The sequence below is a fragment of the Pseudomonas sp. DrBHI1 genome, from assembly GCF_002205115.1.
Classification (GTDB): Bacteria; Pseudomonadota; Gammaproteobacteria; order Pseudomonadales; family Pseudomonadaceae; genus Aquipseudomonas; species Aquipseudomonas mosselii.
On the sequence record NZ_NIBE01000061.1, the window covers coordinates 133,686 to 146,215 of the forward strand.

Annotated in this window: 10 protein-coding genes and 1 pseudogene; 5 read left to right on the forward strand and 6 right to left on the reverse strand. The window is 64.8% G+C overall.

All coding sequences use genetic code 11. The annotated features are described in order from the left end of the window. Positions 1-394 precede the first annotated feature (394 nt). The 3 genes and pseudogenes from CC207_RS28350 to CC207_RS14180 form a co-directional block, all read right to left on the reverse strand. Positions 395-1,150, reverse strand: coding sequence for a methyl-accepting chemotaxis protein (locus tag CC207_RS28350; RefSeq protein ID WP_371916458.1), 756 nt, complete (start codon positions 1,148-1,150; stop codon positions 395-397). 102 nt (positions 1,151-1,252) lie between these two features. Continuing rightward, positions 1,253-2,521: pseudogene (locus CC207_RS28355) on the reverse strand (HAMP domain-containing protein); the annotation flags it as partial. Positions 2,522-2,577: 56 nt separating this feature from the next. Beyond that, positions 2,578-3,930 (reverse strand): APC family permease, encoded by a 1,353-nt coding sequence (locus tag CC207_RS14180; protein WP_088852280.1) that lies wholly within the window; start codon positions 3,928-3,930, stop codon positions 2,578-2,580. Positions 3,931-4,359: 429 nt separating this feature from the next. Here CC207_RS14180 and CC207_RS14185 point away from each other — a divergent pair, with 429 nt between their 5' ends. Both CC207_RS14185 and nadA read left to right on the forward strand, forming a co-directional pair. After that, entirely contained in the window at positions 4,360-5,871 is a 1,512-nt protein-coding gene (locus CC207_RS14185; RefSeq protein ID WP_028692988.1) for a YdgA family protein, read from the forward strand. A gap of 235 nt (positions 5,872-6,106) precedes the next feature. Then, the gene (gene nadA, locus CC207_RS14190; protein ID WP_028692989.1) at positions 6,107-7,165 is read left to right on the forward strand and encodes a quinolinate synthase NadA; all 1,059 of its coding nucleotides are present in this window, start codon (positions 6,107-6,109) and stop codon (positions 7,163-7,165) included. Between the two features lie 152 nt (positions 7,166-7,317). Here the strand turns inward: nadA and CC207_RS14195 are convergent, their stop codons facing one another. Beyond that, the gene (locus CC207_RS14195; RefSeq protein WP_028692990.1) at positions 7,318-8,754 is read right to left on the reverse strand and encodes a M48 family metalloprotease; all 1,437 of its coding nucleotides are present in this window, start codon (positions 8,752-8,754) and stop codon (positions 7,318-7,320) included. Positions 8,755-8,861: 107 nt separating this feature from the next. On the opposite strand from CC207_RS14195, the gene CC207_RS14200 reads away from it, so the two are divergent. Further along, the gene (locus CC207_RS14200) at positions 8,862-9,101 is read left to right on the forward strand and encodes a sulfurtransferase TusA family protein (RefSeq protein WP_028692991.1); all 240 of its coding nucleotides are present in this window, start codon (positions 8,862-8,864) and stop codon (positions 9,099-9,101) included. Positions 9,102-9,121: 20 nt separating this feature from the next. After that, the gene (locus CC207_RS14205) at positions 9,122-10,192 is read left to right on the forward strand and encodes an AI-2E family transporter (protein ID WP_088852281.1); all 1,071 of its coding nucleotides are present in this window, start codon (positions 9,122-9,124) and stop codon (positions 10,190-10,192) included. A gap of 30 nt (positions 10,193-10,222) precedes the next feature. Here CC207_RS14205 and CC207_RS14210 read toward each other — a convergent pair whose 3' ends face one another. Beyond that, positions 10,223-10,696 carry a peroxiredoxin gene (locus CC207_RS14210; RefSeq protein WP_028692993.1) on the reverse strand — a complete coding sequence of 158 codons (474 nt, stop codon included), beginning with the start codon at positions 10,694-10,696 and terminating at the stop codon, positions 10,223-10,225. 10 nt (positions 10,697-10,706) lie between these two features. Beyond that, positions 10,707-11,267: a glycine cleavage system protein R gene (locus tag CC207_RS14215; protein WP_028692994.1), complete on the reverse strand. Its 561-nt coding sequence runs from the start codon at positions 11,265-11,267 to the stop codon at positions 10,707-10,709. Positions 11,268-11,527: 260 nt separating this feature from the next. On the opposite strand from CC207_RS14215, the gene dapA reads away from it, so the two are divergent. Further along, a complete protein-coding gene (gene dapA, locus CC207_RS14220) occupies positions 11,528-12,415 on the forward strand; it encodes a 4-hydroxy-tetrahydrodipicolinate synthase (protein ID WP_088852282.1) in 888 nt (295 codons plus the stop codon). The last annotated feature ends 115 nt before the right edge of the window (positions 12,416-12,530 follow it).

The window sequence follows — 12,530 nt, forward strand, 5'->3', positions numbered from 1 at the left end:
ACGGTCGGTGTCGGTATTTATTGTTGTAAGCGCATTCATTTGCGATGGTGACGCAGAGTCACCTTTTCGCCCTTACGGCGAGTCACTTTTTGTCAAACGCGACAAAAAGTAACCAAAAAACGCTGCGCTCCGTTCATCCGGCCCCTACGCTTCGCTCCGGGGTTCCCTCACTCCGGCCTTGCTCCCGGGAGGACCGCGCTGCAGGGCCCATCCTGGGCCCCAGCGCTTGACGGGCATCCATGCCCGTCACCTCCCTGCGCAAGGCCTGCGTTCGGCCTCCTGAAGTCGCGAAGGTACGGGCGGCGCCTGGGCTGACGCAGCTGTCGCTAGTGGGGAAGGGGTTAACCTTGCGATCAAGATCAAGATCAAGATCAAGATCAAGACCAACCAACGGCTATACCCGGAACTGCGCCATCAACACCTGCTGCTGGTTGGCCAGACGGTTCAGCGCCTGGCTGATCCGCGCCGACTCGTCGGCCTGTCCGGCCAGCGACTCTGTCACATCACGTATCCCCGCCACGTTGCGGTTGACCTCCTCGGCCACGGCGCTCTGTTCCTCGGCCGCCGAGGCGATCTGCAGGTTCATGTCGGTGATCACCGCCACCGCCTCGCCGATCCGCTGCAGCGCCGGCAGCGTCTGTTCCATCTGCGCGGCGCTGTCCTGGGCCTGACGCTGGCCGGCGTGCATCGCGCCCACCACGTCCTGGGTGCCTTGCTGCAGCCCCTCGATCACCTGGCGGATCTCCTCCACCGAGACCTGCGTACGCTGGGCCAGGTTGCGCACTTCGTCGGCGACCACCGCGAAACCACGCCCAGCCTCGCCGGCGCGGGCGGCCTCGATGGCGGCGTTGAGCGCCAGCAGGTTGGTTTGCTCGGCGATGGCGCGAATCACCTCCAGTACCGAGCCGATCTGCTCGCCGCGGCTTTCCAGGGCGCGCGCCTCTTCCATGGCCGCGTCCATGCCGCCGGCCAGTGCGCCAATCGCTTCACGGGTGGCGGACACCCGCGCCAGGCCGTCGCGGGTCGCCTGATCGGCGCCGCGCGCCGCTTGCGCTGCCTGGGCGGCATTGTGGGCGACGTCGTGGGCAGTGGCGCTCATCTCATTGGCGGCGGTGGCCACCTGCTCGATCTCGCGGTGCTGTTGCTGCATGCCGTCGCTGGTCTGGCTGGCGATCAGCGCCGACTGGTCGGCCGTACCACGGGCCTCTTGCAGGGAGCCCTTGAGCTGGGCGATCACCGGCTGGAGCTTGTCGAGGAAACGGTTGAACCAGCCGGTCAGTTGGCCCAGTTCGTCGTCGCGGGCGTAGTCCAGGCGACGGGTCAGGTCGCCTTCGCCACTGGCGATATCCTTCAGGCGGGCAGCCACGGCCAGGATCGGCCGGGTCACGCCGCGGGCGGTCAGCCACACCAGCAGCAGCCCCAGCACGGCGGCGCCCAGGCCGATCAGCAGGCTGACCAGGTTGGCGCTCTGGTTCTGGCTGTCCAGGCGCAGATTGAGGGCGACGGCGGGGGCCTGCAGCACTTGTTCAGGCAGCTCGAGCAGGACCTGCCATGGCGCCGCGCCGGGGATCGGGGTGAAAGGCCGGGAAATGCGCATGGTGCCGCCGTCCAGGCGCTCGACCGCCTGGCCGGCGCGCAGCGGGCCGAGCAGCGCGGTGGCGCTGGCGCCGAAGGCCTGCTGCAAGGTCTTGCTCAGTTGGCTGGCGTCCTGGCTGTGGCCGGCGAGCAGGCCCGAAGGGCTGACAATACTGACCTGGCCCTGTCCATCGAACAGCTCCTGGCGGCCGGCCAGGCTCAGTTGCTGCAGGTTGTCCAGGCCGATGTCCAGGCCGACCACGCCCACCACCTTGCCGTTTTCCAACAGCGGCAGGGCGATGCTGGTCATCAGCACCTGGTGGCCGTTGACCTCGTCGAAGTACGGGTCGAGCACGCAGGCCTTGGCGGTCTCCAGCGGGCAGGTCAGCCAGCGGTTGTAGGGCGAGCCGTTGGCGCCGATGCTGGTGTCGGCGAGCATCGACTCGGGCATTGCCTCCACCTCGAGGGTACCGGTGCCGGGCTGCGACCAGTACAGGGAGAAGCGGCCGCTGTCGTTGCTGCCGTTGTCGGCCTGGCCGACGAAGCGAGCATCCTGATGATCCAGGGCGTTGGGCTGGAACACGAGATAAAGGCCGATCAGGTCGGCGTTGCCAGCCAGGGCGGCGCGCGCCTCGCGGCTGAGGTCGGCGCGCAGGTCACTGCCGCCACGGGCCTTGAGCGCCTGCACCAGGCGGGCGAAGCCGTTGCCGTACTGGTAGGCGTCCATGAAGTAGCGCTGGATACGCAGGGCCTGGGTCTCGCCGTGGGCCTGCAGGCGCAGGCGGGCGCTGTGGTCGAGCAGCTCGGTGTTGGCCAGGAACACCTGCTCGGCGCTGCGTCGGGCCTGGGTGAGCGAAGTGGCCACCAGCAGGGCGACGATGGCCAGCAGGCACAGACCGGCGAGCAGGGTGATCTTCCACTGGATGGAGAGACGGCGCAGCAACATGGGCTTTTCCTTCTCGGGCAAACAGGACGCCCGCGGTCAGGCGGGCGTCGGCGGGGTCAGTCGGCGATGCAGTTCGGTGGCGCTACCCTGAAGGCCTTGGTCAGCCAGGCCAGGTAGAGCACGCCAAGCAGGGCCCAGACACCGCCGAACAACAGCGAGTGTTCGTTCAGGTCCAGCCACAGCGAGACAATGATGCAGAAGCCTATCGTCGGCGCCACCAGATACTTGAGGTTGTTCGTCAGGCCCTTGTTCTGGCCCTCGCGGATGTAGCAGTGGTTGATCACCGACAGGTTGACGAAGCTGAACGCCACCAGCGCGCCGAAGTTGATCACCGAGGTGGCGGTGACCAGGTCGAAGAAGATTGCCGACAGCGAGATCAGGCCGACCACGGCGATGTTCAGCACTGGGGTCTTGTAGCGCGGGTGCAGGCGGGCGAACACACCGGCCGGGATCACGTTGTCACGACCCATCACGTACAGCAGGCGCGACACGCTGGTCTGCGAGGCCAGGCCCGAGGCGATGGTGTTGATCACCGTGCAGGCGATGAAGATCGACTGGAACAACTTGCCGCCGACGTACAGGGCGATTTCCGGCAGGGCCGCCTCCTGGTCGTGGAAGCGTGCCATGGTCGGGAAGTAGGCCTGGATGAAGTAGGACACGCCGATGAACACCACGCCGCCGATCAGCGCGGTGAGGAAGATCGCCCGTGGGATGGTCTTGCCCGGGTCGCGAGTCTCTTCCGACAGGCAGGTCACCGCGTCGAAGCCCAGGAACGAGAAGCACAGGGTGGTCGCACCGGCGGCGAGGGCGGCGAACTGGGTCTGGTCGTCGGCGAACGGCACCAGGCTCCAGGCGGTGCCCAGCCCCTCGCCGTGGCCCAGTCCACGCCAGCACAGGTAGATGAACACGCCGATGATCGCCACCTGCACGGCGACGAACAGCAGGTTGAAGTGCGCCACCAGGTTGACGCTGCGCATGTTGATCAGGCTGATCAGGGTGACGAACCCGGCCACCCATACCCAGGCCGGTACCTCGGGGAACATTGCCGATAGGTAGAGCTTGGCCAGCAGCGCGTTGACCATGGGCAGCAGCAGGTAGTCCAGCAGCGACGACCAGCCCACCAGGAAGCCCACGTGCGGGTTGATGGCGCGTTGGGTGTAGGTATAGGCCGAGCCCGACTGTGGGAAGCGCCGCACCAGGGTGCCGTAGCTCACGGCGGTGAACAGGATACCGGCCAGGGCCAGGAGGTAGGCGCTGGGTACATGTCCGGCGGTGATGCCGGAGACGATGCCGAAGGTGTCGAAGACGGTCATCGGGGTGAGGTAGGCCAGGCCGATGATCACCACATGCCAGAGGCGCAGGGACTTGCGGAACTGGGTGTTGCCGGGGGCGCTGTGGTCAGGCTGCATGCGGGCGCTGCTCCTTGATCGAAACAACGGGCACGGCAGATGACGGGCACGACAAGGTCGAGCGGATGGGCTCCATGTTGTTCACCTTTTATGTTGGAGCTGCGGGGTGCGCGAAATAAACAACGATGGTCGTTTGAGTGTCAAGTTAAACATGACAGAGTGCCAAGCGGATGGGAGGTTAATCGGTTTATTTGGCCGTTATGCAGCGCTTTTGGCCGATTGAGCAGATCGTAAGTCGATTTTGATGTTCGTAAAAATTTACAAGCCTTGTTCCGGTAAGCTCCGTGCCCGGCGGTGTGGCGACAGACAAAATGCCTCACGCATTACCGCGTGGGCCGGGTGCCAGTGGTATTCTTGCCATCTCCAGCGCGGCCTCGTTTCCGTGGACCGCTCCAACGATCTCCCTATGGACAGCAATCGGTTCTATTCATGAAGAAATCAGTAGGCATCCTTTCCGGTCTGGCCGTGGCCATCGCCGTCGCAACCACCGCTGGCGCCTGGTACACCGGCAAGCAGCTGCCCGCGGAGCTGGAACGCTCCGTCGCCCGCGGCAACGAAGAGCTGAAGAAAGCCCTGGCCGGCAACGGCGGCAGCATGACCATCGAACTGGTCTCGCTGGACCAGCACTTCTTTACCAGTACCGCGCACTACCGCCTGAAGGCCGAGAACGTCCAGCTCGGCGAAGCCGAGGCATTGAACTTCCAGGTGGGCGTGACCGACCAGATCGAGCACGGCCCGTTCCCCTGGTCGCGGGTCAAGGCCTTCAAGCTGATGCCGGTCATGGCCACCAGCAACAGCGCGCTGGACAAGGATGACTTCACCAGCGGCTGGTTCACCGCCGCCGGCGACAAGTCGCCGGTCACCGCCCAGGTCAGCCTCGGTTACGGCGGCAGCGTCGACAGCGACATTCGCCTGGCGCCGGTCACGCTCAAGGAAGACGGCGGCAATGTCCTGGACTTCTCCGGCCTGCAGCTCAAGCTGCGCGGCGACCGTGAAGGCAAGGCGGTGGAGATCCACAGCAGCGCCGAGCACCTCGAGCTGAACTTCGTCGACGAGCAGCAGGCGCCAGTGAAGATCCTGCTCAACGGTTTCAAGGCCGGTGGCAAGCTCAGCGAGACCGCCCATGACATGGTCTATGTCGGCAACTTCGATCTGGCCCTGGCCGACACCCAGGTGACCTTCGGGCCGAAGCAGGAAGTGCTGGTGCTCAAGGGCCTGCAGCAGAACAACCTGTACAACGCCGAGGGCGAGGCCAAGGACAAGCTGGCCGGGCGCCTGGAATACAAGGTCGATGAGATCAGCTACGCCGGTCGCAAGGTGGGCAGCGCGGAAATGGTCCTGACCATGAAATCCATCGACATCCCGGCCATGCAGGCGTTGATGGAGTGGTACCAGACCCAGCTGCCGCAGATGCAGCAGGCCGCCGCCGATGGCGAGGCGCCGTCGCTGGAAATGACCCCCGAGGAGCAGGCCAAGGTCCAGGGTGACCTGCAGAAGCTGCTGGTGGCCAAGCCGCAGGTGGCGGTGGAGAAGCTGGCGTTCAAGACCGCCAATGGCGAGAGCCGCTTCAACCTGGCGATGGACTTTGCCAGCCCGAGCTCGTTCGACCTGCCGCCTGATCAGTTGGGCAAGCAGTTGCTGACGCAACTGAAGGCCAAGCTCAGCGTTTCCAAGCCGATGGTCGCCGACCTAGCCACCTTGCAGGCGCTGCTTGAGGGTGAGACCGATGCCCAGGCCATCGCCCAGCAGTCCAGCCAGGCCGGTGAAATGGTCGGCATGATGGCGCTGCAGAGCGGCATGGCCACGGTGCAGGGCAGCGACGTGGTGTCGAGCCTGCAATACGCCGACGGCATGGTCGACTTCAACGGCAAGAAGATGACTGTCGAAGAGTTCGCCATGCTGATCAGCGGCCACCTGGCCGCGCTCCAGCCGCAGGGCTGATCCCTCAGGCAGACCCGCTCCCGTCGTCTTCGTGGGAGCGGGCTTGCCCCGCGATGGGCCCTCCCCGCAAAAACCCCTTTTGCATCCCTCCGATTGCCTGTAGCCTTCGCGTCCGATAAGAATCCGCGCCCGCAGAGGGGCCGAGACGCTGGCCGTCCGGCACCATTAGCCGATCTGCCAGGGCCGGGTGATACACTCGACTGACGCGCTCAAGCGCCCCGCAGGTCCAGCGATCATGACCCAGATTTCCGAACGCCTGTTGGTCCAGGCCCACCTCGATGCCAAGCAGCCCAACCCGCTGACGCCCGCGCAGGAGGCCGAATACCGTGCGGCCATCGCCTCCGAGCTGAAAAAGCAGAATGCCGTGCTGGTGGCCCACTACTATTGCGACCCGGTGATCCAGGCCCTGGCCGAGGAAACCGGCGGCTGTGTGTCCGACTCGCTGGAGATGGCGCGCTTCGGCAAGAACCACCCGGCCGAGACCGTGGTGGTGGCGGGTGTGCGTTTCATGGGCGAAACCGCGAAGATCCTCACCCCGGAAAAACGCGTGCTGATGCCTACCCTCGAGGCGACCTGCTCCCTCGACCTCGGTTGCCCGGTCGAGGCGTTTTCGGCGTTTTGCGACCAGCATCCCGAGCGTACCGTGGTGGTCTATGCCAACACCTCCGCTGCGGTGAAGGCCCGTGCCGACTGGGTGGTGACCTCCAGTTGCGCGTTGGAGATCGTCGAAAGCCTGATGGACAACGGAGAGACCATCATCTGGGGCCCTGACCAGCACCTGGGCCGCTACATCCAGAAGCAGACCGGTGCCGACATGCTGCTGTGGGACGGTGCCTGCATCGTTCACGAAGAGTTCAAGTCGCGCCAGCTGGCCGACATGAAGGCGCTGTACCCGGACGCGGCGATCCTGGTCCATCCGGAGTCCCCGGAAGCGGTGATCGAGCTGGCCGACGCGGTGGGCTCCACCAGCCAGCTGATCAAGGCGGCGCAGACCCTGCCGAACAAGACCTTCATTGTCGCCACCGACCGCGGCATCTTCTACAAGATGCAGCAGCTGTGCCCGGACAAGGAGTTCGTCGAGGCGCCGACCGCCGGCAATGGCGCGGCCTGTCGCAGCTGCGCGCATTGCCCGTGGATGGCGATGAACACCCTGGAGCGCACGTTGGACTGCCTGCGCAAGGGCAGCAACGAGATCTTCGTCGAGCCTGCGCTGATTCCCAAGGCGATCAAGCCGCTGAACCGCATGCTCGATTTCACCCAGGCGGCGCGGTTGAAGTTGTCGGGCAACGCCTGAAGCAAGGTGAGCATCATCCTGTGGGAGCGGCCTTGTGTCGCGAAAGGGCCGCACAGCGGCCACAAGATGTTCAGGTTCACGCAGGAAACAGGGGCCGCTTCGCGGCCCTTTCGCGACACAAGACCGCTCCTACAGCGTGATCAGTGCCAGGCCTAGCGCCCCATCATCTCCTTGACCATTCGCTGCTGCTCCATGATCTCGCGCTGGCGCTGGTCGATCTGCGAGGCCAGCGGGAAGTTGCTGCCCGAGCGGCGCTTGGCGTAGTCGAGCTGCTGGATCGCCTGGTCGAAATCGCCGACCAGGGTGAAGTACTCGGCGCGGGCACGGTGCAGGCCGATGGTGTTGCCCGACAACCCGCGCACTTCGGCAACGTCGTACCACACGTCCGGGTCGTCGGGTCGATTCTTGACCAGGTCGTCCAGCACCTTTTCCGCTTCGGCCGGCTTGTTCTGCTTGATCAGCAGGTCGGCGCGCACCTGTTTCAACGGATAGTTGGCCGGGTACAGCGCCTGCATGCGCTGGGCGCGTTGCTGGGCATCGGCCAGGCGGTTGTTGGTGATGTCCAGGTCGATCTGCGCGAGGTTGTAGGTAATGTCGTTGGGCGCCTTGGCCAGCAGCGGCTTGAGGTTCTCCCGCGCTTCGTTGAGCTGGCCACCCTTGATCTGCGCCAGCGCCAGGCCATAGCGCGCGGCGTCCATCTGTGGATTCTCGTCGAGCTGGGCGCGGAAGCGCTTGGCGGCCAGGCCCGGGGTGCCTTCGTAGGTGAGCTGTACCCGCGCACGGATCAGCTGGTAGCGCAGGCTATCCTCGACGCCACCTTTGGGCGCCTGCTCGGCGCGGTTGCGGGTGTCGGCAATACGTGATTCGGTGACCGGGTGAGTCAGCAGGAACTCCGGCGGCTTGGCATCGTAGCGGTACTGGCGGGCCAGGCGTTCGAACATGCTGGGCATGTTGCGCGGATCGTAGCCGGCCTTCTCCAGGTTGAGGATGCCGATGCGGTCGGCCTCCTGCTCGTTTTGCCGTGAGAAGCGCCGCTGCTCCTGGATCGCGGCGGCCTGGGTGCCAGCGATCACGCCGATGCCGGCATCGCCACCACCACCCGCGGCCAGGACGATACCGGCCAGCAGGGCCGCCATCATCGGCAACTGCATGCGCTGCTGGGCCTCGACGCCGCGGGCGAAGTGGCGTTGCGACAAGTGCGCCAGTTCGTGAGCCAGTACCGAGGCGTACTCACCCTCCGATTGCGCATTGAGGAACAATCCGCCGTTGACGCCGACGATACCGCCCGGGGCAGCGAAGGCGTTGAGCTCCTTGCTGTCGATGAGGATGAACTCCAGGCGCCTGTCCTGCAGCTGGCTGGTCTCGGCCAGCTTGTACACGGTGGTCTCGACGTAGTCCTTGAGCTGCGGGTCGTTCAGCTGGTTGACCTGGCCGCGCAACAGGCTCAGCCAGGCGCGGCCGAGCTGGTGTTCCTGTTGCGGCGAGACGATCGCGGAGCTGGCGTCGCCCAGTGACGGCAGGTCGTCGGCGTGGCCGGGAAGGGCCATCAGGCAGGCCAGCGTCAACAGGGTGGGGCGCAGTAGATTCATGCAGAAGCTCGCGTCGGTCAAAAGCCTTACTGTAGCCGGGTCGCGCGATGCCGACCAGTGGCGGTATCCTACCGGACCTTTCTGTCCATACCCCGGAGACGCGCCCGATGAGTGATACCCCGACCAGCGACGCCGAGCTTGACGCCAGCGGGCTGAACTGCCCGTTGCCGCTGCTCAAGGCCAAGATGGAACTCAATCGCCTGGCCAGTGGCGCGGTACTCAAGGTGATCGCCACCGACGGCGGCTCCCAGCGCGACTTCCGCACTTTCGCCCAACTGGCCGGCCATACGCTGCTGCATGAAACGGCCGAGGCCGGCGTTTACACCTACTGGCTGCGCAAGGCCTGAGTCTTTTCCAAGGATCGTCAATGTTCAAAGTGCTTCGCGACTGGATGCAGCGCTACTTCTCCGACGAGGAGGCTGTGGTGCTGGCGGTCCTGCTGTTCCTGGCCTTCACCGTGGTGCTGACCCTGGGCGGCATGCTCGCGCCGGTGCTGGCGGGCATGGTCCTGGCGTTTCTCATGCAGGGCCTGGTCAATGCCCTGGAGCGCTTGAAGGTGCCGTCCAGGCTGGCGGTCTGGCTGGTGTTCGCCCTGTTCATGGGTGCGCTGGCAGTGTTCATGCTGGTGCTGGTGCCGCTGCTCTGGCATCAGCTGATCACCTTGTTCAACGAGTTGCCGGGGATGCTCGGCAAGTGGCAGTCGTTGTTGCTGCTGTTGCCCGAGCGCTATCCGCACCTGGTGTCGGATGAGCAGGTGCTGCGTGCCATCGAATCGGTGCGCGGCGAGATCGGCAAGTTCGGCCAGTGGGCGCTGACCTTCTCGCTGTCGAGCCTGCCGTTGCTGGTCAATGCGATGATCTACCTGGTGCTGGTGCCGATCCTGGTGTTCTTCTTCCTCAAGGACCGCGAGCTGATCGGGCGCTGGGTCAGCGGCTACCTGCCGCGCGAGCGTACGCTGCTAAACCGGGTGGGCGACGAGATGAACCGGCAGATCGCCAACTACATTCGCGGCAAGGGCATCGAGATCCTGATCTGCGGGATTGCCACCTATATCGCCTTCATCAGCCTTGGCCTCAACTATGCCGCCTTGCTGGCGCTGCTGGTGGGCCTGTCGGTGGTGGTGCCGTATGTCGGCGCGGTGGTGGTAACGGTGCCGGTGACGCTGATCGCGCTGCTCCAGTGGGGCTGGGGCGATCAGTTCATCTACCTGATGGCGGTGTACGCGATCATCCAGGCACTCGATGGCAACGTGCTGGTGCCGCTGCTGTTCTCCGAGGCAGTGAGCCTGCACCCGGTGGCGATCATCTGCGCGGTGCTGCTGTTCGGCGGGCTGTGGGGGTTCTGGGGGATCTTCTTCGCGATCCCGCTGGCGACGCTGTTCAAGGCGGTGCTGGATGCCTGGCCGCGGCAGGACAGGTCTGTGGCGCCGATGCTGTAGGTCTGGGGCTGCTTTGCAGCCCCAACGATCTCAAGCCTTGTTGAGGTTCTGCGCCGCCACTAATACGGCATCCACATGCCCCGGCACCTTCACTGCGCGCCATTCCTGGCGCAGCACACCGTCCTTGTCGATCAGGAAGGTGCTGCGGTCCACGCCCAGATACTCCTTGCCGTACAGCTTCTTCAGCTTGATCACGTCGAACAGCTGGCACAGTGCTTCGTCCTTGTCGCTGATCAGCTCGAAGGGAAACGCCTGCTTGGCCTTGAAGTTCTCGTGCGACTTGATGCCATCGCGCGACACGCCGAACACCACGGTGTTGGCCGCCTGGAACGCCGCGTATTGGTCGCGGAAGCCCTGGCCTTCGGTGGTGCAGCCCGGGGTGCTGTCCTTGGGATAGAAGTACAACACCACCTGCTGGCCCTTCAGGTCGGCAAGGCTGACGGTCTGGCCGCTGGTGGCCTGGACCTGGAAATCGGCGACGGGTTGGTCGAGTGCTACGGCCATGGGAGCTTCCTTACATGGGGTTCTGTGGGCGCCACGGTTCGATCAGCGCGTCCAGGTTCAGGGCGTCGGCGAAGTCGAGGAACTGATCGCGCAGCCAGCTGATCTGGGTGCCGGCCGGCAGGATTACGGTGAACTGGGCGTTGAGCATGCTGCTGCCGGTCTGCGGCGCGAGGTAGGTGTCGCAGGTCATCGCTTCGAGCTCGACGCGGTGGTCGAGGAAGAACTGGCACAGCTCGTTGATGATGTCCGGGCGATAGGCGGCGCTGACGTAGGCCACATAAGGCAGGGCCTGCGGGCGTACTTCCTGGTCGGCGCTGCGCACCACGTCCAGGGTCAGGCCGTGCTTCTTGCCCAGGCCCGGCAGGGTGGCTTCGAGGCGGGCCAGGGCATCCCAGCTGCCGCCGACCTGCAGCACCAGGGCGCTGGTCTCGCCGTGGCGCGACAGACGCGAGGTGACTACCGCGCAGCGGTTGTCGAAGGCCGCGCGGCTGAGAACGTTGGCCAGCTCCATGGGGTTGGGGCCCAAGGCGCTGATGACGAGAAATTGTTCGCGAACGGTGGGGGTGGACATGCAGCATTCCTAAAGCGATGAGCGGTCGGTGCAGGACGGGGGCAAGCCTCCTGCATCAGCAGGGCCCGGGCCGGTTTTGGCGGCTGTGGACGCAGGCCGGTAGCACTGTCGACGGCCCGGCGGGCCGTGCTGCACCGATCAAAGGATCAAGGGTAGCGAAAAGCGGCGCGAAGGGGAATGCTCCGCCCGCCTGCTTCGCTTGTGCAAGGCCGATGGCGCCAGTACCATTACCGCTCTCTTTTTCCGGCAGGAGCAGTTACATGATTGCGGGCAGTATGGTGGCATTGGTCACTCCCATGGATGCACAAGGGCGTCTGGACTGGGACAGCCTCGACAAGCTTGTAGACTTCCACCTGGAAAACGGCACCCACGCGATCGTAGCTGTCGGCACCACCGGCGAGTCCGCCACGCTGGATGTCGAAGAGCACATCCTGGTCATCAAGCACGTGGCCGAGCGGGTCAAGCACAGCAACAAGCGGATCCCGGTAATCGCCGGTACCGGTGCCAACTCCACTGCCGAAGCCGTGCACCTGACCAAGAACGCCAAGAATGCCGGCGCCGACGCCTGCCTGCTGGTGGTCCCGTACTACAACAAGCCGACCCAGGAAGGCCTGTACCAGCACTTCAAGCACATCGCCGAAGCTGTCGACATCCCGCAGATCCTCTACAACGTGCCGGGCCGCACCTCCTGCGACATGCAGGCCGACACCGTGATCCGCCTGTCGAAGGTCAAGAACATCATCGGGATCAAGGAAGCCACCGGCGACCTGGTCCGTGCCAAGGCCATCCTGGACGGCGTCGACAAGGACTTCATCGTCCTGTCCGGCGACGATCCGACCGCCGTCGAGCTGATCCTGATGGGCGGCAAGGGCAACATCTCCGTCACCGCCAACGTCGCCCCGCGCGAAATGGCCGATCTATGCGAGGCCGCCCTTGAGGGCAATGCCGAGAAGGCCCGCGCGATCAACGAAAAACTCATGCCGCTGCACAAAGACCTGTTCTGCGAAGCCAACCCGATTCCGGTGAAATGGGCGCTGGTGGAAATGGGCCTGATGCAGCAGGGCATTCGCCTGCCACTGACCTGGCTGAGCGAAGGCTGTCACGAAAAAGTCCGTACTGCCTTGCGCCAGTCCGGCGTACTGGTTTAATCGAGGAAGTACACCGCATGAAGCGACTGGCTGGTCTTTCCGCTCTCGCCCTGATCATCTCCAGCACCAGCGGGTGCGGCTGGCTGTGGGGCGAGGATGGCTATTTCCGCGACCG

Coding starts and splice junctions, on each gene's coding strand:
- CC207_RS28350 (WP_371916458.1), bottom strand. CDS start 1,150: ATGCAGCAACAGCACCGCGAGATCGAGCAGGTGGCCACCGCCGCCAAT.
- CC207_RS14180 (WP_088852280.1), bottom strand. CDS start 3,930: ATGCAGCCTGACCACAGCGCCCCCGGCAACACCCAGTTCCGCAAGTCC.
- CC207_RS14185 (WP_028692988.1), top strand. CDS start 4,360: ATGAAGAAATCAGTAGGCATCCTTTCCGGTCTGGCCGTGGCCATCGCC.
- nadA (WP_028692989.1), top strand. CDS start 6,107: ATGACCCAGATTTCCGAACGCCTGTTGGTCCAGGCCCACCTCGATGCC.
- CC207_RS14195 (WP_028692990.1), bottom strand. CDS start 8,754: ATGAATCTACTGCGCCCCACCCTGTTGACGCTGGCCTGCCTGATGGCC.
- CC207_RS14200 (WP_028692991.1), top strand. CDS start 8,862: ATGAGTGATACCCCGACCAGCGACGCCGAGCTTGACGCCAGCGGGCTG.
- CC207_RS14205 (WP_088852281.1), top strand. CDS start 9,122: ATGTTCAAAGTGCTTCGCGACTGGATGCAGCGCTACTTCTCCGACGAG.
- CC207_RS14210 (WP_028692993.1), bottom strand. CDS start 10,696: ATGGCCGTAGCACTCGACCAACCCGTCGCCGATTTCCAGGTCCAGGCC.
- CC207_RS14215 (WP_028692994.1), bottom strand. CDS start 11,267: ATGTCCACCCCCACCGTTCGCGAACAATTTCTCGTCATCAGCGCCTTG.
- dapA (WP_088852282.1), top strand. CDS start 11,528: ATGATTGCGGGCAGTATGGTGGCATTGGTCACTCCCATGGATGCACAA.